General features: G+C 60.6%; 27 protein-coding genes and 1 pseudogene. 15 read left to right on the forward strand and 13 right to left on the reverse strand.

The genetic code is table 11. The features are described from left to right. The first annotated feature begins 168 nt into the window (after positions 1-168). Complete coding sequence (locus tag BM70_RS0119240; RefSeq protein WP_025857490.1) at positions 169-639, forward strand: GNAT family N-acetyltransferase; 471 nt, start codon at positions 169-171, stop codon at positions 637-639. A gap of 124 nt (positions 640-763) precedes the next feature. On the opposite strand, the gene BM70_RS0119245 is transcribed toward BM70_RS0119240, so the two are convergent. Further along, positions 764-1,252 carry an HIT family protein gene (locus BM70_RS0119245; protein ID WP_025857491.1) on the reverse strand — a complete coding sequence of 163 codons (489 nt, stop codon included), beginning with the start codon at positions 1,250-1,252 and terminating at the stop codon, positions 764-766. Between the two features lie 123 nt (positions 1,253-1,375). On the opposite strand from BM70_RS0119245, the gene BM70_RS0119250 reads away from it, so the two are divergent. Beyond that, positions 1,376-1,705, forward strand: a complete 330-nt coding sequence (locus BM70_RS0119250) for a DHCW motif cupin fold protein (RefSeq protein WP_025857492.1) — start codon at positions 1,376-1,378, stop codon at positions 1,703-1,705. On the opposite strand, the pseudogene BM70_RS0119255 reads toward BM70_RS0119250, so the two are convergent. Both BM70_RS0119255 and BM70_RS0119260 read right to left on the reverse strand, forming a co-directional pair. After that, positions 1,692-1,916 (reverse strand): annotated as a pseudogene (locus BM70_RS0119255) (zinc-binding dehydrogenase); the annotation flags it as partial. The gene BM70_RS0119250 and the pseudogene BM70_RS0119255 overlap by 14 nt on opposite strands. Then, positions 1,915-2,835 (reverse strand): LysR substrate-binding domain-containing protein, encoded by a 921-nt coding sequence (locus BM70_RS0119260; protein ID WP_025857494.1) that lies wholly within the window; start codon positions 2,833-2,835, stop codon positions 1,915-1,917. The pseudogene BM70_RS0119255 and the gene BM70_RS0119260, both read right to left, overlap by 2 nt. Positions 2,836-2,953: 118 nt before the next feature. Here BM70_RS0119260 and BM70_RS0119265 point away from each other — a divergent pair, with 118 nt between their 5' ends. Continuing rightward, the gene (locus BM70_RS0119265; RefSeq protein ID WP_025857495.1) at positions 2,954-4,174 is read left to right on the forward strand and encodes a cation:dicarboxylate symporter family transporter; all 1,221 of its coding nucleotides are present in this window, start codon (positions 2,954-2,956) and stop codon (positions 4,172-4,174) included. A gap of 89 nt (positions 4,175-4,263) precedes the next feature. On the opposite strand, the gene BM70_RS0119270 is transcribed toward BM70_RS0119265, so the two are convergent. Then, positions 4,264-5,886, reverse strand: a complete 1,623-nt coding sequence (locus BM70_RS0119270; RefSeq protein ID WP_025857496.1) for an argininosuccinate lyase — start codon at positions 5,884-5,886, stop codon at positions 4,264-4,266. Positions 5,887-6,095: 209 nt separating this feature from the next. Here BM70_RS0119270 and BM70_RS0119275 point away from each other — a divergent pair, with 209 nt between their 5' ends. After that, positions 6,096-7,019 (forward strand): LysR family transcriptional regulator, encoded by a 924-nt coding sequence (locus BM70_RS0119275; protein ID WP_025857497.1) that lies wholly within the window; start codon positions 6,096-6,098, stop codon positions 7,017-7,019. 1 nt (position 7,020) lies between these two features. On the opposite strand, the gene BM70_RS0119280 is transcribed toward BM70_RS0119275, so the two are convergent. Together BM70_RS0119280 and BM70_RS0119285 are read right to left on the reverse strand one after the other, a co-directional pair. After that, positions 7,021-7,488, reverse strand: coding sequence for a copper chaperone PCu(A)C (locus tag BM70_RS0119280; protein WP_025857498.1), 468 nt, complete (start codon positions 7,486-7,488; stop codon positions 7,021-7,023). Next, positions 7,488-8,096 (reverse strand): SCO family protein, encoded by a 609-nt coding sequence (locus BM70_RS0119285; RefSeq protein ID WP_025857499.1) that lies wholly within the window; start codon positions 8,094-8,096, stop codon positions 7,488-7,490. The genes BM70_RS0119280 and BM70_RS0119285 overlap by 1 nt, the downstream gene beginning before the upstream one ends. A 164-nt stretch (positions 8,097-8,260) precedes the next feature. Here BM70_RS0119285 and BM70_RS0119290 point away from each other — a divergent pair, with 164 nt between their 5' ends. Both BM70_RS0119290 and BM70_RS0119295 read left to right on the forward strand, forming a co-directional pair. Next, entirely contained in the window at positions 8,261-8,644 is a 384-nt protein-coding gene (locus BM70_RS0119290; RefSeq protein WP_025857500.1) for a DUF2946 domain-containing protein, read from the forward strand. A 62-nt stretch (positions 8,645-8,706) separates the two neighbouring features. Beyond that, complete coding sequence (locus tag BM70_RS0119295) at positions 8,707-9,252, forward strand: putative natural product biosynthesis protein (RefSeq protein ID WP_025857501.1); 546 nt, start codon at positions 8,707-8,709, stop codon at positions 9,250-9,252. Here BM70_RS0119295 and BM70_RS0119300 read toward each other — a convergent pair. Then, a complete protein-coding gene (locus tag BM70_RS0119300) occupies positions 9,227-10,141 on the reverse strand; it encodes an aromatic alcohol reductase (protein ID WP_025857502.1) in 915 nt (304 codons plus the stop codon). The genes BM70_RS0119295 and BM70_RS0119300 overlap by 26 nt on opposite strands. Positions 10,142-10,232: 91 nt before the next feature. Between BM70_RS0119300 and BM70_RS0119305 the strand changes: the two genes are divergently transcribed. Both BM70_RS0119305 and BM70_RS0119310 read left to right on the forward strand, forming a co-directional pair. Further along, positions 10,233-10,628 (forward strand): helix-turn-helix domain-containing protein, encoded by a 396-nt coding sequence (locus tag BM70_RS0119305; RefSeq protein ID WP_025857503.1) that lies wholly within the window; start codon positions 10,233-10,235, stop codon positions 10,626-10,628. A gap of 190 nt (positions 10,629-10,818) precedes the next feature. Beyond that, positions 10,819-11,304: a hypothetical protein gene (locus BM70_RS0119310; protein WP_025857504.1), complete on the forward strand. Its 486-nt coding sequence runs from the start codon at positions 10,819-10,821 to the stop codon at positions 11,302-11,304. Here BM70_RS0119310 and BM70_RS0119315 read toward each other — a convergent pair. Together BM70_RS0119315 and BM70_RS0119320 are read right to left on the reverse strand one after the other, a co-directional pair. Then, positions 11,293-11,571, reverse strand: coding sequence for a hypothetical protein (locus tag BM70_RS0119315; RefSeq protein WP_025857505.1), 279 nt, complete (start codon positions 11,569-11,571; stop codon positions 11,293-11,295). The genes BM70_RS0119310 and BM70_RS0119315 overlap by 12 nt on opposite strands. 68 nt (positions 11,572-11,639) lie before the next feature. Continuing rightward, positions 11,640-12,116, reverse strand: coding sequence for a hemerythrin domain-containing protein (locus tag BM70_RS0119320; protein WP_025857506.1), 477 nt, complete (start codon positions 12,114-12,116; stop codon positions 11,640-11,642). A gap of 265 nt (positions 12,117-12,381) precedes the next feature. On the opposite strand from BM70_RS0119320, the gene BM70_RS0119325 reads away from it, so the two are divergent. Beyond that, a complete protein-coding gene (locus BM70_RS0119325) occupies positions 12,382-12,597 on the forward strand; it encodes a PLDc N-terminal domain-containing protein (RefSeq protein WP_025857507.1) in 216 nt (71 codons plus the stop codon). Between the two features lie 68 nt (positions 12,598-12,665). Here the strand turns inward: BM70_RS0119325 and BM70_RS0119330 are convergent, their stop codons facing one another. Continuing rightward, positions 12,666-13,226 carry a type 1 glutamine amidotransferase domain-containing protein gene (locus tag BM70_RS0119330; protein ID WP_025857508.1) on the reverse strand — a complete coding sequence of 187 codons (561 nt, stop codon included), beginning with the start codon at positions 13,224-13,226 and terminating at the stop codon, positions 12,666-12,668. 203 nt (positions 13,227-13,429) lie between these two features. Between BM70_RS0119330 and BM70_RS0119335 the strand changes: the two genes are divergently transcribed. From BM70_RS0119335 to BM70_RS0119345, 3 genes are read left to right on the forward strand one after another with little or no spacing between them, the layout of a single operon-like run. Further along, positions 13,430-13,642, forward strand: coding sequence for a hypothetical protein (locus BM70_RS0119335; RefSeq protein WP_025857509.1), 213 nt, complete (start codon positions 13,430-13,432; stop codon positions 13,640-13,642). Positions 13,643-13,644: 2 nt separating this feature from the next. Then, positions 13,645-14,076, forward strand: coding sequence for a hypothetical protein (locus tag BM70_RS0119340; RefSeq protein WP_025857510.1), 432 nt, complete (start codon positions 13,645-13,647; stop codon positions 14,074-14,076). Continuing rightward, entirely contained in the window at positions 14,073-14,810 is a 738-nt protein-coding gene (locus tag BM70_RS0119345; RefSeq protein ID WP_025857511.1) for a DUF72 domain-containing protein, read from the forward strand. Before BM70_RS0119340 ends, BM70_RS0119345 begins: the two co-directional genes overlap by 4 nt. Here the strand turns inward: BM70_RS0119345 and BM70_RS0119350 are convergent. Then, on the reverse strand, positions 14,775-15,560 hold the full coding sequence (locus tag BM70_RS0119350) for a DeoR/GlpR family DNA-binding transcription regulator (RefSeq protein WP_025857512.1): 786 nt from the start codon (positions 15,558-15,560) through the stop codon (positions 14,775-14,777). The two genes, BM70_RS0119345 and BM70_RS0119350, sit on opposite strands and share 36 nt — an antisense overlap. A gap of 120 nt (positions 15,561-15,680) precedes the next feature. Between BM70_RS0119350 and BM70_RS0119355 the strand changes: the two genes are divergently transcribed. Continuing rightward, positions 15,681-16,856, forward strand: a complete 1,176-nt coding sequence (locus BM70_RS0119355) for an alpha-hydroxy acid oxidase (protein ID WP_025857513.1) — start codon at positions 15,681-15,683, stop codon at positions 16,854-16,856. Positions 16,857-17,032: 176 nt separating this feature from the next. On the opposite strand, the gene BM70_RS0119360 is transcribed toward BM70_RS0119355, so the two are convergent. Further along, positions 17,033-17,959: an alpha/beta hydrolase gene (locus tag BM70_RS0119360; RefSeq protein ID WP_025857514.1), complete on the reverse strand. Its 927-nt coding sequence runs from the start codon at positions 17,957-17,959 to the stop codon at positions 17,033-17,035. A gap of 162 nt (positions 17,960-18,121) precedes the next feature. Here BM70_RS0119360 and BM70_RS0119365 point away from each other — a divergent pair, with 162 nt between their 5' ends. Both BM70_RS0119365 and BM70_RS0119370 read left to right on the forward strand, forming a co-directional pair. Continuing rightward, the gene (locus BM70_RS0119365) at positions 18,122-18,979 is read left to right on the forward strand and encodes an SDR family NAD(P)-dependent oxidoreductase (protein WP_025857515.1); all 858 of its coding nucleotides are present in this window, start codon (positions 18,122-18,124) and stop codon (positions 18,977-18,979) included. Positions 18,980-18,989: 10 nt separating this feature from the next. Further along, positions 18,990-19,577, forward strand: coding sequence for an NUDIX domain-containing protein (locus tag BM70_RS0119370; RefSeq protein ID WP_025857516.1), 588 nt, complete (start codon positions 18,990-18,992; stop codon positions 19,575-19,577). Positions 19,578-19,667: 90 nt separating this feature from the next. On the opposite strand, the gene BM70_RS32565 is transcribed toward BM70_RS0119370, so the two are convergent. Continuing rightward, positions 19,668-20,099, reverse strand: coding sequence for a hypothetical protein (locus BM70_RS32565; RefSeq protein WP_081782100.1), 432 nt, complete (start codon positions 20,097-20,099; stop codon positions 19,668-19,670). Between the last annotated feature and the right edge of the window lies 1 nt (position 20,100).

Below are 20,100 nucleotides of genomic sequence, written 5' to 3' on the forward strand. Positions count from 1 at the left end.
CTTCCTTGGGGTTGTTATGGTTTTTCCAGCGCACAACGACCCCTCGCGCAATGAATGCGCGGTGTCTGGGCAGCGTTGGAAGTGCCGGGGAATATAGCGCCGCAGGGAAGAGGGGTCGATTAGCACAAGTGTGCTAATGGCACGATGATTTCATGGAAGGAGTTACACATGCTGGAGATCAAACGCGCCAACCAGGAACATGCCCAAGTGGCATTCGACATCCGTTTGCAGGCCATTCGCAGCCAGTGCATCGGCGCCTACACGCAGGCGCAAATGCTGCTGTGGACGCGGGGTAGAGCCGAAGACGGCTACAGCGCGCTGATGGACAAACCGTTTTACCTGGGGTGGGTGCAGGGAGAACCGGTGGCCACCGGCATGCTTGATCCGGACAACAACGAAGTCGGCGCATTGTTTGTGTTGCCTGGGTTCACCGGGCGCGGATATGGCAAGGCGATGCTCGATCACCTGGAGAGCGTTGCGCGGGAACAGGCGATTGAAACCCTGGTGCTGGATGCGACGTTGAATGCGGCGAGTTTCTATCGGGCCTGTGGGTATGTGGGCGATGAGCAGGCGATTTACCATTCGCCGTCGGGTTTGCAGTTGGCCTGTGTCCCAATGACCAAACACCTCACCTGCTGATACCACACCCCTGTGGAGCCGGCTTGCCGGCGATAGCGTCGTGTCAGCAGCAACGAGGCTGCATGACGGACCGCCATCGCCGGCAAGCCGGCTCCTACAGGGGATCTGTTTTAAGCTGGGCTTTTCACTCCGGTCTGAACGCAGCGCGCAATCGCGCGATCACCTGCTGCAGGGATTCTCCCTGAACCGGCGGCGGCGTAGGGCTTTCCCCAAACTCCCGCCACACAAACAGCGTCAGTTCCGCGCCATCGGTCAATGCCTGCGCCTGGCCCTGCGCGCCAAAACCTTGCAGCCGCCGATAGCGCTCATCCCGCCAGAACGCGTCCTCCACCCAGTCATACACCGGGATGAAATGAAAATGCAGCGGGAAGCCCGGCATGTGCCCATAGCGGCTGATGTACAGCCACTTCGGCTCAAGTTGCGCCTCCATCACCCGCTGGGTCTTTGCCAGCAACCCGCCCAGCTCGGCCAGCGCCGCTTCCGGCATGTCCGCCAGGGAATGGATCGGTGCCTTGGCACCCAGCATCAGGTAACCGGGTAGTGCGGACGCCAGGTGATGGTTGAGCAGCCAGTGTTCGGTTTCGTGAAGGACGTAGGTGGGGTCGATCTGCATAAGCGTATCCGTGAGCGCAGTGCGGACAGGATACTGTATCCCACAAAAGCGCTTGATCTGTGTCTATCGGCTGCCGCACCAGGTGGATAGCCTCAAGCCCTGCAAACCATCACTGAGCCCATCATGGATCTGAACGCTGTCCCCTTTGGCACCACCGACTGGTCCACGGTCGAACCGGTTTCTCACCCTGGCGTGACCGGCAATGCGTTATGGCGTACCGGCCACTTCGGCACCACCCGCGTGCGCATGGTCGAATACACCCCCGGCTACCTGGCGGATCACTGGTGCTGGCGCGGGCACATTCTGTTGTGCCTCGAAGGCGAGTTGCACACGGAGCTGGAAGACGGCCGCCAGTTCACCCTCACGGCCGGAATGAGTTACCAGGTGGGCAATGACATGGAAGGCCATCGCTCTTCGACGAGTGTCGGGGCGAGGTTGTTTATCGTGGATTGAGGCGCACGATCAACTTGCCGAAGTTGCGCCCCTCCAGCAGTCCGATAAATGCTTCGGGTGCCTGTTCGAGTCCGTCGACAATGTCTTCGCGCCATTTGAGTTTGCCGTCGGCGATCCACTGTGCGGCCTCTTTCAAGAACGTGTCCTGTTGCTGATCGACGAACTCGGTCTGGATAAACCCGCGTACGGTCAGGCTCTTGGCGAGGATGTCATCCTGTTCCCTTGCGATACACCCCACCCAGCTCCCGCGCCAACCCGATAAAATTCTGCAACGGCGCCGACGGATTGAACGTGCGTCGCACCAGCGTAATCGGTGCGAGCAGCTTGGGGCGCGCGTCCTTGATCCGGCAATACACCACGCTTTCACGGTGCACATCGCGCATTGATGCCGGCACCACCGAGATGCCTTCGCCGGCGGCCACCAGGCTGACGTTGGTGAGCATGCGCTCCACTTCAAAAGCGATTTTCGGCTCGAAACCGGCGTTCTGGCAGGCTTTGATCAGGTTGGCGTACATGCCCGGCGCGCCGGGGCGACGTACGAGGATGAAACGTTCATCCTTGAGGGCGATAAGGGGGATGGCGCTACCGGGTGTGTTCAACAGGGGATGGCCGATGGGCAGGGTCAGCAGCATTTCTTCATTGAGCAGGCGGTGAAAGGTCAGGCTCTGGTGGGTGCTGACCGGCGCGCGGAGGATGCCGATGTCGAGGCGTTTTTCGATGCTGTCCTCGGTCACCTCGCGGGCGCTGCCTTCGTTGATCGACAGTTCCACGCCGGGGTAGCGCTCGCGGTAGGCGCGGATGATCCGTGGGATCAGCGGGTGGGCGGCGGCGGAGCTGGTGAAGCCGATCACCAGCGTGCCTTCGATGCCCTGTGCAGCGCGGGACGCCTTGAGGGAGCCCTGTTCGACCCGGGCGAGGATGACCCGCGCCTCGTCGAGAAACACCAGGCCGCCGGCGGTCAGGTCGACCCCCTTGGGATGGCGCTTGAACAGGTCGAAGCCCAACTCGGTTTCGAGGGCACGGATCTGTTGGCTGAGGGGCGGTTGCTGCATGTTCAGGCGCGCGGCGGCACGGGTGAAATGTCGCTCTTCAGCCACCATGATGAAATAACGTAAATGGCGAAGTTCCATGGTGGTATATCCCGTGACAAGACTTTATTATTTGCGGCCGGCAGCGACCGTGGCGCCCAATATGCCCAAAGCTGCGAAGGGCGACAATAACAATAAATAAAAACAGGCTGGAGTACCGATGCCGACCCGATACGCCAAGAACGGAACCCTGCCTATTTTGATTGCCATTGCACTTGGCATGATACTGGGCCTGGTGTATCCGAACCTGGCGATTGATATGAAAGTGCTCAGTGACACTTTTATCAGAGTGGTCGGCGGGTTGATGCCCTTTCTGTTGTTTGTACTGGTATCCACCGGGGTCGCCGGTATCAAGCGCGAACCTCATCACCGCCATGTGGTGCGACGGATCATTGTGTACTTCCAGTTGATGTCCTGCGCCGCGCTGATGCTGGGCATGGCCACTGGCTGGGTGTTCAATCTGGAACACGGGGTGTTGTCGACGCCGCCGGTGCCTTCGGAAAGCTTCCTGCACGAGCTGTCGCTGCTGTCGGCATCCTCCACGTTATATCGTGTGTTCACCCAGAGCCTGGTGCTGCAGGTGATGTTTGCCGCCGTGGTCTGCGGGCTGTTGCTGGGCCGCGGCAGCGCCTTGGGCAACCGCTGCCTGGGCTGGCTGGAAACCGGGGTGCAAGGGTTGTTCTACCTGCTGCGGATCGTCCTCAGGTTTGCCCCGTTGGCAGCGTTTGGAGCGATGGCCTTTGTGGTGGGGAAATACGGTGTAAGTTCAGTATTGCCGTTGTTGAAGTTTGTCGTGGTTATTTACCTGGTCAGTGCACTGTTTGTAGTTTTAGTGTTTGCCACGCTTACCCGATTGGTCGGGGTCAAGTTGTCCCGGTTGATTGTGTATTTAAAAGAAGAGTTGTTATTGGTGACATTTACGGGCTCTTCTGTCGCTGCACTTCCAGGTTGCGTGAATAAACTCGAAGCCCTCGGTTGTGATCGCCAATTAATGCGTCTGGTCTTGACCACCGGCTACACCTTCAACCTGGCTGGCACCAACCTGTACCTGACCACCGCCATCATGTTCCTGGCCCATATGGCCGGGGTCGAGATCGCCGTGCCGGAGCTGCTCGCGGTGCTGGTCATCTGCATGGTGACGTCGCTGGGCTCCACCAGCGTGGCGGGCTCGGCGTTGTTCACGTTGATCGCCACCTTGAACATCCTGCAACTGGTGCCGCTGGAAGGCGTCGGGTTGCTGCTGGGAGTGGAACGCTTGATGAAATGCCGCTCGCTGACCAATGTGCTGGGCAACTGCGTGGCGTGCCTGGCGATTTGTGGGTGGCAACGGTCGATTGACCGTGAGGCATTGCACGCCCAACTCACACACCGCCCCCTGTAGGTGCCGGCTTGCCGGCGATGCGTCCTTGAGATCAGCGAGGTCTTCAGGGGCGCGATCGCCGGCAAGCCGGCTCTTGCGGGGCGAGGGTGTCAGTTTTTGGTAGTGGCGAGCTTGTCGAACGCTTTGTCGAGGTTGCCTTCAGCGCTCTGCAGCTTTTCACGCCGCTCTTTCAACCACTGCTGATCGCCCTCCAGCGTCTTGCGCGCCTCCACCAGCATGCGCTTGACCTCCTGCGGCTGCGGGCCGCCAGTGCCTTTGCGGGTCTGTACCATGGTGGTGGGCGACAGGGCTGCGCGCAAGCCTGCCTCATCCAGCGGCAAGGTGTTGGGCGTCCACTTGTACTTGTCGGCCGCCTGGCTATACAGCTTCTGCGCGTCGGCGTACGGGAAGGTTTTCGGTGTGGTGCCGTTGCTGCGCGCCTCGGTGACGATCAGCGACGCAAAGCTGTGACCGATACGGAACGGCACCTTGAATTGGCGCTCCAGGGTGTCGGCCAGTTCCATCGAGGTGGTCCATTCCGATTCCAGCTCTTCCAGCGCCCGCTGCGGGTTGATCTGCAGCGCATCGAGCACCGCGTCCAGGCTTTCGAACATTTCCTTGGTGGAGCGGAACACGCCCAGTGAATCAAACGCGAACTTGTAGTCGGTCATGCCGGTGGTGACGTTGTGCGCGCGCAGGGTCACGGCCTGGGCCAGGCCGACCACATCCGAGGCGGTCTCGCGGGCACGCATCAGCAGGCCGGGGTTGCGTTTTTGCGGCATGGCGCTGCTGGTGTAGGTGGCTTCTTCATCCAGCAGCAACCACGGGCGGATCTGATGGTACTGGGTGTGGATGTCGCCAATCATGGCGCCGACGCGAATCGCCGACGACGACGCCAGGTTGGCCGCTTCGATCGGAATGTCATAGGTCGATACCTGGCTGGAGTCCAACGAGTTCTCGCGCACCCCATCAAAGCCCAGCAACTCGGCCAGGCGCTCGCGGTTCAGCGGGTAGGCGGAGTTGGCCAGCACAGCGGTGCCCATCGGGCTCTTGTTCAAGCGTGTGTACAGCTCGCGGATGCGCTGGCCGTCGCGGTCAAATGCCGCTTCAAACGCCAGCAGGTAATGCGCATAGCTGATCGGCATGGCCTGCACGCCGTTGGTGTAGGCCGGGACCAGGGTGTCGACGTTTTTGTCGGCAATGTTCAGCAGGCGCAGGCGCGTGGCGTTGAGGGCTTCGCTGTAGGCCAGCACCTGGCTGCGCAGGGCGGCCAGGCGGTAGGTGGCGAGCATGTCCTGGCGGCTGCGGCCGGAGTGGATCAGCGAGGCCTCGGGACCGATCTTGTCGGTCATGATTTTTTCCAGTTGCAGCACATCGCTGGGGCGCGTGCCACCGGGCTGGTCGGCCTGGGCAATCGCGTAACGCACGCCGCCGGCGATCTTCTGGCCCATCTCGGGTTTGACGATGCCTTCTTCGGTGAGCATCACGATCGAGGCTTTGTTGATGCGGTTCAGCCAGGCGAATTGGGTCTGGGTCGGATCGCCCTTGGCCTTGTGCTCGGTGTGCGAGCTGTCAGGCGTGGCGCCGACTTTCGCTGCCTGGGCGGCGCATTGTTCGGTGGTGGTGCAGGGCAGTTCGCCGGTGTTGGCGGCATGGGCGCCAACGCTGTTGAACAGGGCGAAAGCCACCGCCAGATGAAGCAGGCTTTTGAGGGCGCGGGGGGATGTGTTCACAGGAATACCCGATTTATTTTTGGAGTTGTGAGCCGTCAGGCTATCGAGTCTGTTTTCAGATTGAAAATATATAGTAAGTGTAGATGGCAGAGCTTTTAAGTATGCGGGCAGGGTTTGATTGAATGCACTAGCCCCCTAATCCTATTCATGCTTTGAAGCCTATCTTCATAATGCTTGTGCTATACCGTTCATTTTATGCGGAACCCTTTATGCGCCAGGATCAACTCGACGGGTTGGTGACGTTCGTCTGCGTCGCCGAACATGCCAGTTTCTCGGCCGCCGCCGTGCGCCTCGGTGTGTCGCCGTCAGCGGTCAGCCAGGTGATTCGCAACCTGGAGCGGCGCCTGGGGGTGGCGCTGTTCAATCGCACGACCCGCAGCGTCAGCCTGACCGAAGCGGGGCTGGGGTTCCTGGCCAAAGTGCAACCGGCGGTCATGGCCCTGACGGCCGCCGCCCTGGAAGTGGGGGACAGCAGCGGCTCACCGTCCGGCCTGCTGCGCCTGAACGTGCCGCGTGCCGCCTACATGACCGTGCTGCAGCCTTTGCTCGCGGCGTTTCTCGAAGCCCACCCGCAGATCGACCTGGAACTGACCCTGGAAAACGCATTGGTGGACATCGTCCGCCTGGGCTATGACGCGGGTATTCGCTTCGGTGATTTCGTCGAGCAGGACATGGTTGCGGTCAAGGTCGGGCCGCCTCTGTGCATGCGCGTGATTGCCGCGCCGGCCTACCTGGCGCTACACGGTACACCGCAACATCCCAGCGAACTGCTCCAGCACAACTGCATCACGTTCCGTGCGTCCAGCGGCGTGGTCGAACGCTGGGACCTTGCCAACGGCCAGGAAACCCTGCAATTGGCAGTGCGCGGCCGAATGATCGTCAACGATTCTTCAGCGTTGGTGCAGAGCGTGCTGGATGGTTTGGGTATCGGCTACATGATCAGCGGCCATATCGACCCTTTTGTCGCCCGTGGTGAACTGGTCAGCCTATTCGAAGACTGGTGCCCGGCATTGCCCGGCTTCACCCTGTATTACTCCGATCGCCGCCGTGTGAGCCGCAAGCTGCGGGCGCTGATCGATTTTCTGCGCGAGCCGCCGAGCGTTGCGCCGGCGGCCCATTTGCGCGTGCTGTGACTCAGTGCATCTTGCTGTGGTCCATCCCATCCAGGCCACGGGCAGGCGCTGTCACTTCAATCGTCTGCTTCTCACCCTTGGCATTTTGCACGGTCAGGGTCAGCGGCACCTGGTCGCCTTCCTTGATCTGGCCGGTCAGGCCCATCAGCATCACGTGGTAACCGTTAGGGTCTAGAGTCACGGCCTTGCCGGCCGGCAGGGCCACCGAGTCCACCGGACCCATGCGCATCACGTCGTCCTTCATGCTCATTTCATGGATCTGCACGTCCTTGGCCACTGGCGAGGCCACGCTCAGCAGCTTGCTGGCGCTGTCGGCGGTGACGGTCATGAACGCGCCGCTGGACGGTTGGCCCGGCACACTGGCGCGTACCCAGGCGTCGGTGACGTGCACCTGGGCGCTGGCGTGGGCGGCGAGGCCCAGCAAGGTCATGCCGACAAGGGCGCGTTTGAGGTGTTGAACGGCAGTCATTAGCAGACCTCCATGACGGTGAGCAGGTCTTCTGCGCACTCTTTAGCAGTAAGGGATGCCTGCAGGCCCAGGCGCAGGTTGCCACGGGTGTCGAACACGAAACTGGTGGCCGTGTGGGACAGGGTATAGGTGTCGCCGGCGGGGATCTTTTCATAAAAGATCCCGAATTCCTTGGCGGCCACGGCGATTTCTTCCGGGGTGCCGTACAGCGCTTCGAAGCTGGGGTCGAAGGCCTTGACGTACTTGTCGAGAATCTCGGGCGTGTCGCGTTCCGGGTCCAGGGTGATAAACACCACCTGCATGATTTCGCCGTCGCGGCCCATCAGCTTCTTGGCCTGGGCGGCGCGCGCCAGGGTGGTCGGGCACACGGCCGGGCACTGGGTGAAACCGAAGAACACCACCGGCATCAGGCCACGGAACGAACTCAGGGTGACGGTCTCGCCGTCAGTGTTCTTGAGCTTGAAGGTGCGACCCATGATCTTGTCGCTCAAGTCCTTGCCGTACTTGAAGTTCAGCCTGGGGCTGTAGTCACAGCCGCCCAGCAGGCTGCCCAGGCCCAGCAGGCCCATACCGGTCAGCACTTTGCGGCGGGTGAATAACGTACTCATCAACTGTGCATCCTGTGAAGCGCCTGCATTGCTCTGGATCAATACGTCAGGCTTTGAGGGCGCCCAGTCTACCAACCCTGGCAGGTCCACGTAATCTGCGACGTTCTGCCACAGGGGCATGCCGCGCTTCATCCTTCTGCGGCTCTGGTGGTAGAGTCGCCGCCATGAAATTGAGCCACCCTGACCGTTCGCTGATCGCCTGGGCCCTGTACTTCTGCGTGCTGATGAACCTGTTCGTCTGCGGTTTGGGGCATGGGCAGATGATGGGCCAGGCCCTCAATGGCATCGGCGGGGCGTTCTGTTCGGTGGACGGCAGCCAGCCGCCAGTTTCCGACAAAGGGTTGGGCAGCCCGTCTTCCAGCAACATCTCGAACTACTTTGCCTGCCCCGTCTGCAATGCCTTGACCGTCACCCTGGTGTTCCTGATCGGACTGGCATGGCTGCTCGGCCTTGGGCAAACCCCGCGCCCGGCCCATGAACGGCGCAACAAGGCGCCGCCGCGTTATTCCTGGCCCTCGGCCAACCCCCGCGCTTCCCCCGCATTCTGACGTATGCCCTGGGCCTCCTGAGACGAGGAGGCATTCCATCGTCATGACTGTGAGTGCGCTTCATGAACCACCTGTTGCCCGCAGGCGCCCGCCGCCTGGTCAGCAAGGCGTCCCGTCGCCTGCACGCGGAGCCCGCGCTGCCTGAATACCCCAGCAATTCCCGCAGCTTCGTGCACCTGGACGCACGGCTGTTGCCGTATTGGCACACCCTGTTCGATATCTGCCCGGCGCTGCTCAAGCTCGACCCGCCCGAGGGCCTGAACCTGTTTCGCAGCTTCATGACCTGGGCCTATCGCAATCAGCCGCCGCTGGATTGGACCTATCACCTGAACGTCTGCCGTTGGCTGCTGGGCTCCGTGTATCGAGCGCAGACTGACGATGAACCCATCGAGGCCTTCATGGCCGCGGCGGCCGCGCGCTGGGTCCATACAGACGCAAGCCAGGCCCGAGGTGTGGTCCTGGCCTGGCAAGGTGCAACGGTGTTCGATTGGAAGGGACCGCCGTTGGCGGGCGCCGAACACCAGGCGTTGCCGGGCTCGGAATGGGACTTCGCCTGGTGCCCGTTGAATACCCGTGGTGAGTTCAGCGGTTGGTTGCCGGTGCCTTGAGGTGCTGGCGAATCCAAGCGGCAACGTCCGTCACGGCGATCTGGTGACGGACGTTGAACGTCACGGCCGGGTCCCAGGCCACGCCGTTGCCCTGGGCGAACACTGCACGGTATTTCTTCAGGTTGTCGTCGGGATCCTTCGCCAGTTCGTCCAGCAGCATCGGCACTGGCCAGGGCTCGCGCTTGAGCTGGATACCGAGGGCGGCGTCCACGGTATCGGCCAGTTGCCCATAGGACAGGGTGTCGCCAGCGGTGAACACCACTTGGTTGGCGAGCGGCGGCTGCGCGAATACGATTTGCGCGGTCAGCCGGCCGATGTCTTCAGGTGTGGTGACGGTGACGGCGGTGTCCCAGCCGCCCAGGGCATGCACGCTGTTCTGTGCCAGGTCGACCACGCCAAACGAGGGTTCGAACAGAAAACTGGTGAACATCCCCGTGGAAATGATCAGCCATTGTGTGCCTTGCTGGGCGCGCAGCAGGTCGCGTACGTCGAGTTGTTCATCGAACGTATCCTGCGGGCTGCCACGCCCGATCACGTCATAGTCCACGCCGAATTGCCACGGCACATAACGCCTCACGCCTGCTTCGATGGCGGCTCGCGCCAGCTTGAGCTGGGTACCGGGGCCGGCGGCAAAACCGGTGCAGCAAATCACCGTGTCGAAAGGGGCAAAGATCCCGGCAAGCGTGCTTAGGCTGTCGTTCAGCAGATCACCGGGTACCCGCTCGATACCGCGTTCAGCCAACGTGCTGGCCGCCGCCGATTGCAGGCTGGCGGGGCGCAGCAGTACGGCAATGCGGGTGCCGCGCGGTGCGGCTAGGTCGGCCAGTGCGTGCAAGACGGCCATGCCCAGTTCGCCGGCACCGAGTACCAGGATGGAAGAGGAGGTCATAGGAGGCTCCGTGTGGGTTGAAAGTCGTGGCATGCTTGCAGAATTAATCGCTGCGCATAAGAAGGCACACCCGTGATACCGAGACGCCCACATGGATAACGACGAGATCATCCGCCGTTCACAGGCAGCCTGTGATGCCCTGAGCGCTGACGATGACGGCCTCAAGCGCGAAGTGCTGACCCATGCGGGAAACCGCTGGTCCCTGGGCATCGTGCACGTGCTGGGTGTGAGCGGTCGCCTGCGTCACGCCGAGATCGGCCGGCGCATGCACGGTGTCACCCAACGCATGCTGACTCGCACTTTGCGCCAGTTGGAGCGCGACGGGCTGGTGCTGCGCCATGACTTCCAGGAAGTGCCACCGAAGGTCGAATACGAGCTGTCGACCCTCGGGACGGAACTGCTGGTGCACATGATCCCACTGTGGACTTGGGTGGTGGAGAAGGGCGAGGATTTTCGCCAGGCGCGGGAGCGTTTCGACCGGAACTGAGTTGTTCTTGCGCGGTAATGAACAGGCGTGCGGTGTCATGCCGCGCACGTTTGTTGACCGCGATCAAGGCGTGATACGGCGTCGCTTCCCACACTGTGGCGAACGTTCTGGAGGAACGCGCCATGCCCCTTTCCCTTGCGCCATTGCGTCGCCGGTGGCCTGTGTGTTTTCAGCGCCGGGAGCCTGGATCATGGCGGACCTGATCCCGCGCCGTTGTGTTTGCACCGAGATGATTACCCTGGCCCAGGCCCTTGGGCGGGTGACTGCCGAAGACGTGTTTTCACCCCTCGATGTGCCGGCTCGGGACAGCAGCGACTTGGACGGCTATGCCCTGCGTGCGTTCGACGTGCCGGAGCTCGGCGGTTACTTGGTTGTTGTCGAGCCAGACAGCCGCGATGTGCCGTTGCAGGCAAGGCAGGCCGCACGGACCTTCAGCGGTGCGCCGCTGCCCGCGGGGGCCGACAGCGTGGTGCCCCTGCAACGCTGCCGCGTGTATGGCCCACGTATCTGGTGCCCACCGTTGCGCTTGGGTGAACACGTACGCAAGCGCGGGCAGGTGCTGGAGCGTGGTCAACCGGTGGTGAGCGCCGACAAGTGCCTGGATGCCCTGGACATCGACCTGCTGGCAGCCGCCGGTATTCCACGGGTCAAGGTCTACCGATTGTCAACTGCCTGAACGCGGCTTTTCCTTGGCCGGTTTGTGAGTGTCAGCCGGTTTGGTCGATTTGCTCGGCTGCTTGTCGGTGTCTTTGCTGTTCTTGTCGCTGTTTGAGGGGCTGCTGGGGTAGGTGCCCGGTGGTAGGGCAGAGCCGCTAGCGCTGTCGCCACTCAAGGCGTTGGACGACGGTTGCGGGTTATCGCCAAAGGCGGCGAGGGCGGGGCCGGTGAGCAGGGCTGATAGGCCGACGATGAGTAAAATCCTTTGGGACGATCTGGTCTTCATGACGCAATCCCCTAGCGTGTGGAGGTAGCAAGAGCCTGGATCACCCCCAGGCTCCCGTCATGCCTCGATCAAGCCGCCATGGGCTTGGTCGACTGCAACTTTTTATGCGCCGTTTTCATCGCTTCCATTTCGGCGCCCAACTCGTCAAGCAACGCTTTGCCCAGCAGCTTTTTAGCCTGGGGGAACATCTCGGTTTCTTCTTCCTCGATGTGGTGCTCCAGCAGTTCCTTGACCACTTTGACGCGGCCGGAAAACTCCGTTGTCGAAGGCTCGGTCTGCTTCAGGTCGGGCAGTACCAGGGAGTCGACGGTGCGGTGCTCTTCCTTGGCTTCGTGGTACATGATGTCCTGTTCCTTGCCACCGGCTTTGCGGAACGCCGGGTAGAGGATTTCTTCTTCCAGCCGGGTGTGCAGGCTGATTTCCGCTTCCAGTTTGGCCAGCAGCTCAGTGCGTTTTTTTACTCCGCGTTCGGTGGACTCACTCAATTGAGTCAGCAGCGCCTTCACGCGTTCGTGGTCGGCTTTGAGCAGGTCAATGGCATTCATGGGTGACACCTCACGGGAACTCAGGGCGTGTCGAAATGCACGCCTCGTCCCGTCAAGAGGTGCATCAGTTGTACCAACTTGAGCGTTTGTCGAATCACCATGTAATTCAAGGGGCTAGAAGTAGCGCGGCGCGATACTCGTCGTGCACCTTGCATGGTTGGGCGTTTGGCGCGTTGCAATCCACAACGCCGCACCATCTGCGAAAATTTTAATGAACCCTCGCGGCCGACGCTTGACCTAATGCATACGACCTAGGAGGTGAAGCATGGAAATTCAATATATCTGGATCGGTTTGGCGGTGATTCTGCTGCTGTTGGAATTGTGGGCGATCAATGTCGTGCTGCGTAGCACCGGTGGCTGGGAGACCAAGGGGCTGTGGCTGGTGGTGCTGATCTTTGTGCCGATGTTTGGCCTGATTGCCTGGGCGATGTTTGGGCCTAAACGGGAAATGCCAGAGCATCGTAAAACAGGAGCACCGTAAAAGCTGAGGCATGAGTCGATGCGAAACAGGCGCCATCAAGGCGCCTGTTTTCGTTGCGCTGTAAAAAATCAGCCCGCGACGGCCTTGGCAATCGCCTCATTGAACGCCGGCAAATCATCCGGTGTGCGCGAGGTAATCAATGTCCAGCCATTGGCCTTGCATTCCTTGACCTCGGCATCGACCCATCCGGCGGCGCCGGCGTTTTCCAGGTCGATGCGCACGCTCTTGTAGGAGGTCAGGGTCTTGCCCTTGATCACGCCCGCATCAATCAGCGCCCATGGCCCGTGACAGATCGCCGCCACGGTCTTGCCCGCTTGCACGAATTCATTGATCAGTTTCAAGGCCGCCGCATCCTGGCGCAGTGTGTCGGCGTTGACGGTGCCGCCGGGAATGACCAGCGCATCGAAGTCGGCGCCGGAGAGTTCGGACAGTTTCGCGTCGGACTCCACGGTCCTGTCTTTCTCGGTGTCGTCGACGAAGGTCTGGGTGGTGCCGCCTTTGCTGGAACCGTGGGTCACCGTCGCGCCATAACCGCGCAGTGCTTCCAGTGGCTTGAGCAGTTCATCGCGCTCGATGCCAGTGTTGGAAGTGATGACTAGAATCTTCTTGCCGTTGAGGTGTGAACTCATGATCGAGTGTCTCCTGATGGGTGAGCGAAGGAGGGGATATGGGAGAGTTGATCCGGCTGGGACGGCAAAGGTTTAAATTAATTTGCGCTTATTTCCTGGGCGGTTGGCATGGGCAATTTCCTTGAACTATCCAAACCGGCAGGCCTCTGCTGTTTTAAGCGCCCGCGCATTCCTGCGGGCCTTCATCTGACTGGAGACAGACCATGACTGCCGACAAAACCCCGGCCCCCATCAGCTCCGAAGAGGCCCAGCAGGGTACAGACAAAGCCGCGAAAGGCCAGACCCTGGAGCGCCCGAATCCCAAGACTGAAACCGTCGATAAAGTCGTGACGCCGACCTCGATCAAAGACACTCAGCGCCAGACCGATGCCATCAACGAACAGGCCGCCAAGGCCGAGCGCAAGCTGGGCCGCTGAACATGGCCCGTTCTATCACCGCGTCGGAGTTGGGCATCGATCTCCAACCCGACGATGACAGTGGTCTGTTCAAGTGGTTTATCGCCAGTTTTCTCATGGGCAAGCGTATCCAGGCACCGATTGCCGCGCAGGCCTACAAGGTGATTGTCGAAGAACACGGTCGCGACACTGCGCGCAAGTTGCAGCACTGCACATCGCGTGAGTTGGTGGCCATGCTCGGACGTGCCCACTATGTGCGCTATGACGAAACCACCGCACAGCGTTTGCTCGACCTCAGCGCCAAGTTGAACGCCGAGTACGCGGGAAAGATCACCCGCATGCTCAGTGCCAGCGAGAACCGTGAGGGCTTCGAAAAGCGCCTTGGGGAATTCGACGGTGTGGGCCCGAAGACCATCGAGATTTTCATGCGCGATGCGGCCAAGGTGCTGTTTTGACCGCAGTGCTGTCAGTGGGCTGTGCGGGCTGGAGTCTGCCCCGTGAATACTGGCCGGCGTTTGCCGCCGGGGGCACGCATTTGCAGCGCTATGCGTCGCGCTTCAATGCGGTGGAAATCAACAGTTCGTTCTATCGCCCGCACCTGGCGAAGACCTATGCGCGTTGGGCGCAATCGGTGCCGCCAGGCTTTCGATTTTCGGTCAAGGTGCCCAAGCACATTACCCACGAGCTGCGCTTGCAAGGCTGCGAGGCGGCACTCGATGAATTTCTCGGGCAATGCCTGCAACTGGGCACACAGCTGGGTTGCCTGCTGGTGCAATTGCCGCCGTTGCTGAGCTACGAACCGGTTGTTGCCAACGCATTCTTCATGGCGTTGCGCGAACGGTTTGCCGGGGCTGTGGTGCTTGAACCCCGGCATGCGAGCTGGCTGGCGGCCGAAGGGATGTTGCAGGCTCTGCAGGTTGGGCGAGTGGCCGCCGACCCGCCGGTGTTCGCCTCGGGAGATGCCCCGGCGGGCTGGCAGGGCGTGCGTTATTGGCGCCTGCATGGAACGCCGCGTATCTATCACAGTGCCTACGGGCCCGAACGGGTTGCGGCGTACGCGCGCTTGTTGAGCGCGTCCGTGGCGGATGGCATTTCCACCTGGTGCATCTTCGACAACACCGCCAGCGGCCTGGCAACGCCCGATGCGCTGTCCTTACTCGACCTCCACCCGCAACACTTCCAACCCTAGCTGCTCGTACGCCTCCACACTCGGTACATGCCACTCGGTGATCAGTGTGTGAATGCGGCTGCATGGCGCCACCACGAAGGGCTCCACCGCACCGAGCTTGTCCGCCATGGTCACCGCCACCACGTGGGACGCGCTGTCGAGCAAGGCTTGCTTGACCGCCACTTCGTCAAAATGCAGCGAACTGATGCCCACTTGCGGATGCAGCGCACACACGCCGGTAAACAGCAGGTCGGCCTTGATGCCCTGGATCAGCCGCACGGTTTCATGGCCACTGGTGGACAGGGTCGCCGGGTTGAGCTGGCCGCCCGCGAGTATCACTTTCACATCGGGATGGTCGGCCAGGGCAATGGCGATCATGGGCGACGGTGTCACCACGGTCAGGCGGATCGAGTGGGGTAATGCCTGGGCGATCTGCAGGGTGGTGGAGCCGGAATCGAACAGCACGATCTGGCCATCTTCCACGCGGTCGGCCGCCAGTCGGGCGAGCTGGCGCTTGGTCTCGTTAGTCTCGCCGACGCGGGTGAAGAAATCTTTGCCGGTGTCCTTGGGGCGGGGCAGTGCGCCGCCGTGTACGCGTTGCAACAGGCCGGCGGCGGCGAGTTCACCGAGGTCGCGGCGGATGGTGTCCTGGGACACGGCAAAATGTTCCACCAGTTCGGCGGCGGTGACTTTACCGTCGCGCTCCAGCAGCAACAGGATCTTCTGTTTGCGCAAAGAAGGCAGGTCGATGGTTTGATGAGTGTTGTGCATGGTTGTGCGCTTTTTTGCGGGTTTGTGCGAGATTAAGCGTGCCGCGATCTAAACGCAATGGCTGTTGTGCGACCATTGGGCGGTTACTCTCAGCATTCAGTTCAGGGAGAGGTGACCTAGATATCGTTGATCACAACCATCGAAGACTTACGCAAGCTCGCGCAAAAACGTGTCCCACGCATGTTCTATGACTACGCCGATTCCGGCTCCTGGACTGAGAGCACTTACCGGGCCAATGAAAGCGATTTCGCCAGCATCCAATTCCGCCAAAGGGTCGCGCGCAATATCGATCAGCGTTCGATCCGCGCCACCATGATCGGCCAGGAGATGGCCATGCCGGTGGCCCTGGCACCTACCGGATTGGCCGGCATGCAGCACGCCGATGGCGAGATTCTCACCGCCCGCGCCGCTGCCGCGTTTGGCCTGCGCTATACCCTGTCGACCATGAGCATCTGTTCCCTGGAAGACATCGCCGAACACGTCGGCACGCCATTCTGGTTCCAGTTGTATGTGATGCGCGACCGCGCCTTCATCGAGCAATTGATCGAGCGCGCCAAGGCGGCCGGTGTGGATGCGTTGGTGCTGACCCTCGATTTGCAGATCCTCGGGCAACGCCACAAGGACTTGATCAACGGCCTGTCGGCGCCGCCCAAACTGACCCTGCCGAATATCCTCAACATGGCCACCAAGCCGCGCTGGGTAATGGGGATGCTCGGCACCAAACGCCGTGGCTTTGGCAATATCGTCGGGCATGTAAAAGGCGTCGCCGACATGAGTTCGCTGTCTTCCTGGACGGCCCAGCAGTTCGACCCGCGCCTGAGCTGGGACGATGTGGAATGGATCAAGAAGTGCTGGGGCGGCAAACTGATCATCAAGGGCATCCTCGATGTGGAAGACGCCCGCCTGGCCGCGAACGCCGGTGCCGATGCCTTGGTGGTGAGCAATCACGGGGGGCGGCAACTGGATGGCGCACCGTCGAGCATCAGCCAACTGCCGGCGATTGTGGAGGCGGTGGGCGAGCGTATCGAGGTGTGGCTGGATGGCGGCATTCGGTCCGGCCAGGACGTGCTCAAGGCGATGGCGTTGGGTGCGAAAGGCACCCTGATCGGCCGGCCGCATTTGTACGGTCTGGGCGCGATGGGCGAGGCGGGCGTCACCAAGGCGCTTGAGATCATCGCCCGTGAGTTGGACGTGACCATGGCGCTGTGTGGCTATAACGATATACGCGATGTGAATCGCGAGATTTTGTTGCCGGGTACATTTCCAGAAAGCATTCACGGAGCAAAAAAAACGTAAAAAATAAAAAGAGTTGTCCACGAAAACCGTGGGTATCTCTGTGGATAACTTTGCGAAGCCCCGGCAGGGTTGGCGATTTAAGCCAAGATCAATATTTGATCAACTTCCGCTTTGGCCCAGCATGGGCAGGGTTTGCGCTTGACAGGCAAGCGCTAACCCAGTGCCGAAAAGCGATTTTATGAGTCGCCGTCGCGGCCTGTGGAGTGCGTGACAACCTGCGCCGGCATCTTCGCTTGCATCAGTTTGTCCAGCGCCTGGCCATAACTGCGACCCGCCAGGCTCATGCTGTTGTTATGGCTGGCGCCGGGCACCAACAACAGCCGCTTGGGTTCCTGGGCGGCTTCAAACAATGCTTGGCTGAAGCGCGGCGGTACGTAGCGGTCGTCGAGGCCATGCACCACCAGCAGTGGCATGTGGATGTCGGCAATCTTGTCGATGGAATCGAATTTCTGCGACAGTAGCCAGCGCACCGGCAACGAGGTATTCGCCACGGCCGTCGCCACATCCGCCAGCGAGGTAAAGGTCGATTCGATCACCAGCCCGCGCACCGGCAGCGGTGTCTGCTTGCCCAGTTCGGCAGCCAGGTCGATGGCCACCGCGCCGCCCAGGGAGTGCCCATAGATCAGGCGTTTTTGCGGATCGGGTTGCAGCACCTGGAAACGCTCCCAGGCGATGCGCGCATCTTCGTACACGGTGGTTTCCGACGGCAGCTCGCCGTGGCTCTGGCCGAAGCCGCGATAGTCGATGGCCAGCACCGAATAGCCCAGGGCGTGCAGTTGCTCGATGCGAAACAGTTGCCCGGTCAGGTTCCAGCGCACGCCGTGCAGGTAGAGGATGGCAGGCGCGTCCTTGTTGTCCGCCGGGTACCACCAGCCATGAATGTTCTGTCCCGATTTGAAACTGGCGGGCTTGAGTTCGAACTCCTGCACCGCTTTGGGCAAGCCGCTGTACCAACTGGCGGTGCCCGGCTCGATGCGAAACACCAGCTCACGCTCCTTGTGTTGCAGCACGGCGCATCCCACCGGAAGGCCGACGATCAACAACGCCATGCACAGCATGGGAAACCAGCGCAGGCTCAGGCGCGAGAAAAAACGAGAGGACATGAAGGTTCCAGGAAAAAGGTGAAGCAGGGGTTTTACCAGATGGCCTGGGCAGGCAGGAATTAATTCGACAGCCGCCCATGGGTGTTTCTTACAAAGTGTTACTGCATTGAACAAAACGTGCAGAGATTGTTAGGGTGGGCCGCCGAACAGGAGAGCAAGCACATGGATTTCATAGGCAAGACCGCAATCGTCACCGGCGGCGCACGCGGGTTGGGGCTCTGTTACGCACGGGCACTGGCCCAGGGCGGTGCACGGGTGGTGATCAGCGATATCGGCGCCGACAGCGCGGGCGCAGGCAGCGATGCAACGGTCGTCCAGGCGGCGGCAAAGGCGTTGCAGGCCGAAGGCTTGAACGTGATCGGTCACGGCGGCGACTTGTCCACGAACGAGGGCTGCCGGCAGTTGGTTGCGTACACCCTCGAGGCCTTTGGCCAACTCGATATCCTGATTCACAACGCCGGCTGGGTGGGTTACCAGAACATCACCGACCTCGACGCCACGTTCCTGCAACGTGCCATGGACATCAACCTCTACGCCCCGCTGTGGCTGTGCAAGCACGCCTGGCCGCACCTGCTGCGTTCACCCGCGCCGCGCATCATCCTCACCACCTCCGACCGCGCCATGTACGCGCAGTACGAGCAAACCGGCCTGGTGGCCTACAGCGCCGGCAAGATGGCCCAACTGGGGATCATGAATGCGTTGAGCCATGAGGGGTTGGAGGCGGGCGTCAAAGTCAATGCGATCTCGCCGGTGGCGAAGACGCGCATGTGGGGCGTGACTGAAGAGCCGGATGAACTCAAACCGGAGTGGGTGACGCCGGGGGTGGTGTACCTGGCATCGGCGCAGTGTGAAGACACCGGTTACATCCTGCGCGCGAGCAACGGCCAATTCACCGCTACGCGGTTTACGGAAAATCCCGGGGTTGAATATCCGCGTAATCTGGCGCGGATCAAGGCAAGCAGCGCAGAAGAAGTCGCCGCTGCCTGGGATCGCATCAAACAGACACATTCCCTTTCTTGAGAAAACGACCATGGCTGACAGCCCCGTGCGCATTACCGCTGAAGAGACCCTTTCGAAAAACTGGTACCTGCTGAAAAAGTACAGCTTCGACCTGCGCCGCCGCGACGGCAGCTGGCAAGCCCAGACCCGCGAGGTTTACGACCGCGGCAACGGCGCGACCATCCTGCTGTACAACCGCGCGCAGCGTACGGTGTTGCTGATTCGCCAGTTTCGCATGCCGACGTTCGTCAACGATTACCATGGCTACCTCATCGAAGCGGCGGCCGGGTTGCTTGATAACGCCAGCCCCGAAGAACGCATTCGCCTGGAGGCCGAGGAAGAGACCGGCTATCGCGTCGGCCATGTCGAGAAAATCTACGCAGCGTTCATGAGCCCAGGCTCGGTGACCGAGCGGATTCACTTTTTCATGGGGGAGTACCAGCCTGACGACCAGGTGAGCAACGGTGGTGGATTGGAAGAGGAGGGCGAGGATATCGAAGTACTGGAGCTGGGGTTCGATGAGGCTTTGGCAATGGTGCAAAACGGCGAGATTGTGGATGGGAAGACCATCATGCTGTTGCAGCATCTTGAGTTGCGCATGCTCAAGGAAGGTTGGTGAGCCCCCTTTGTTGTCTTTCGAAGCTTTTCTGTGGCGAGCAGGCTTGCCCTGCGTTGGGCTGCGAAGCAGCCCAAAATCACCCGCTAAGAATCAGTCTGTGTCGTCGTTCGAGCCTAAGGGCTCAGGTCTGTTGGCACCTATAGACACTATCCATTCTTCATAAAATTTTTGTTGTTCCCGTGGGTCGTTTGTCAGGTTGTACTCCTCATGGTCAAATATATGAACCAAATCTTCGCGTGTTGTGCGTTTTCCAAGTGTTAACTCATATGCAACCATTCCTCCGCTCATTTGTGAGGCCATACTTGAAGGCCTTACATTTATCTTGGCGCCTTTGCAAAGAAATTTTATATGAGGAAAATCAATTCTGATTTTGGCTAGGCAAAGATACATGTCGTCTGCGGTATATGTTTTTCCGAAATTATCTGCCTCGGAGAATTTAAGTTTTATATGTGAAGAGTCATATTGAAACGTAACGTATTGTTCTACGTTATTTATTATTGCTTTGACTTTTTTTGTTTTCATT

It is taken from the genome of Pseudomonas sp. CHM02 (assembly GCF_000612585.1).
GTDB lineage: Bacteria > Pseudomonadota > Gammaproteobacteria > Pseudomonadales > Pseudomonadaceae > Aquipseudomonas.

Bases quoted from the DNA above. Each gene is read 5' to 3' on its own strand.
- BM70_RS0119300 (WP_025857502.1), bottom strand. From the start codon at position 10,141: ATGACCTCCTCTTCCATCCTGGTACTCGGTGCCGGCGAACTGGGCATG.
- BM70_RS0119340 (WP_025857510.1), top strand. From the start codon at position 13,645: ATGGCCCGTTCTATCACCGCGTCGGAGTTGGGCATCGATCTCCAACCC.
- BM70_RS0119245 (WP_025857491.1), bottom strand. From the start codon at position 1,252: ATGCAGATCGACCCCACCTACGTCCTTCACGAAACCGAACACTGGCTG.
- BM70_RS0119320 (WP_025857506.1), bottom strand. From the start codon at position 12,116: ATGAATGCCATTGACCTGCTCAAAGCCGACCACGAACGCGTGAAGGCG.
- BM70_RS0119335 (WP_025857509.1), top strand. From the start codon at position 13,430: ATGACTGCCGACAAAACCCCGGCCCCCATCAGCTCCGAAGAGGCCCAG.
- BM70_RS0119240 (WP_025857490.1), top strand. From the start codon at position 169: ATGCTGGAGATCAAACGCGCCAACCAGGAACATGCCCAAGTGGCATTC.
- BM70_RS0119250 (WP_025857492.1), top strand. From the start codon at position 1,376: ATGGATCTGAACGCTGTCCCCTTTGGCACCACCGACTGGTCCACGGTC.
- BM70_RS0119265 (WP_025857495.1), top strand. From the start codon at position 2,954: ATGCCGACCCGATACGCCAAGAACGGAACCCTGCCTATTTTGATTGCC.
- BM70_RS0119360 (WP_025857514.1), bottom strand. From the start codon at position 17,959: ATGTCCTCTCGTTTTTTCTCGCGCCTGAGCCTGCGCTGGTTTCCCATG.
- BM70_RS0119325 (WP_025857507.1), top strand. From the start codon at position 12,382: ATGGAAATTCAATATATCTGGATCGGTTTGGCGGTGATTCTGCTGCTG.
- BM70_RS0119295 (WP_025857501.1), top strand. From the start codon at position 8,707: ATGAACCACCTGTTGCCCGCAGGCGCCCGCCGCCTGGTCAGCAAGGCG.
- BM70_RS0119275 (WP_025857497.1), top strand. From the start codon at position 6,096: ATGCGCCAGGATCAACTCGACGGGTTGGTGACGTTCGTCTGCGTCGCC.
- BM70_RS0119305 (WP_025857503.1), top strand. From the start codon at position 10,233: ATGGATAACGACGAGATCATCCGCCGTTCACAGGCAGCCTGTGATGCC.
- BM70_RS0119280 (WP_025857498.1), bottom strand. From the start codon at position 7,488: ATGACTGCCGTTCAACACCTCAAACGCGCCCTTGTCGGCATGACCTTG.
- BM70_RS0119315 (WP_025857505.1), bottom strand. From the start codon at position 11,571: ATGAAGACCAGATCGTCCCAAAGGATTTTACTCATCGTCGGCCTATCA.
- BM70_RS0119370 (WP_025857516.1), top strand. From the start codon at position 18,990: ATGGCTGACAGCCCCGTGCGCATTACCGCTGAAGAGACCCTTTCGAAA.
- BM70_RS0119350 (WP_025857512.1), bottom strand. From the start codon at position 15,560: ATGCACAACACTCATCAAACCATCGACCTGCCTTCTTTGCGCAAACAG.
- BM70_RS0119290 (WP_025857500.1), top strand. From the start codon at position 8,261: ATGAAATTGAGCCACCCTGACCGTTCGCTGATCGCCTGGGCCCTGTAC.
- BM70_RS0119260 (WP_025857494.1), bottom strand. From the start codon at position 2,835: ATGGAACTTCGCCATTTACGTTATTTCATCATGGTGGCTGAAGAGCGA.
- BM70_RS0119310 (WP_025857504.1), top strand. From the start codon at position 10,819: ATGGCGGACCTGATCCCGCGCCGTTGTGTTTGCACCGAGATGATTACC.
- BM70_RS0119330 (WP_025857508.1), bottom strand. From the start codon at position 13,226: ATGAGTTCACACCTCAACGGCAAGAAGATTCTAGTCATCACTTCCAAC.
- BM70_RS0119285 (WP_025857499.1), bottom strand. From the start codon at position 8,096: ATGAGTACGTTATTCACCCGCCGCAAAGTGCTGACCGGTATGGGCCTG.
- BM70_RS0119365 (WP_025857515.1), top strand. From the start codon at position 18,122: ATGGATTTCATAGGCAAGACCGCAATCGTCACCGGCGGCGCACGCGGG.
- BM70_RS32565 (WP_081782100.1), bottom strand. From the start codon at position 20,099: ATGAAAACAAAAAAAGTCAAAGCAATAATAAATAACGTAGAACAATAC.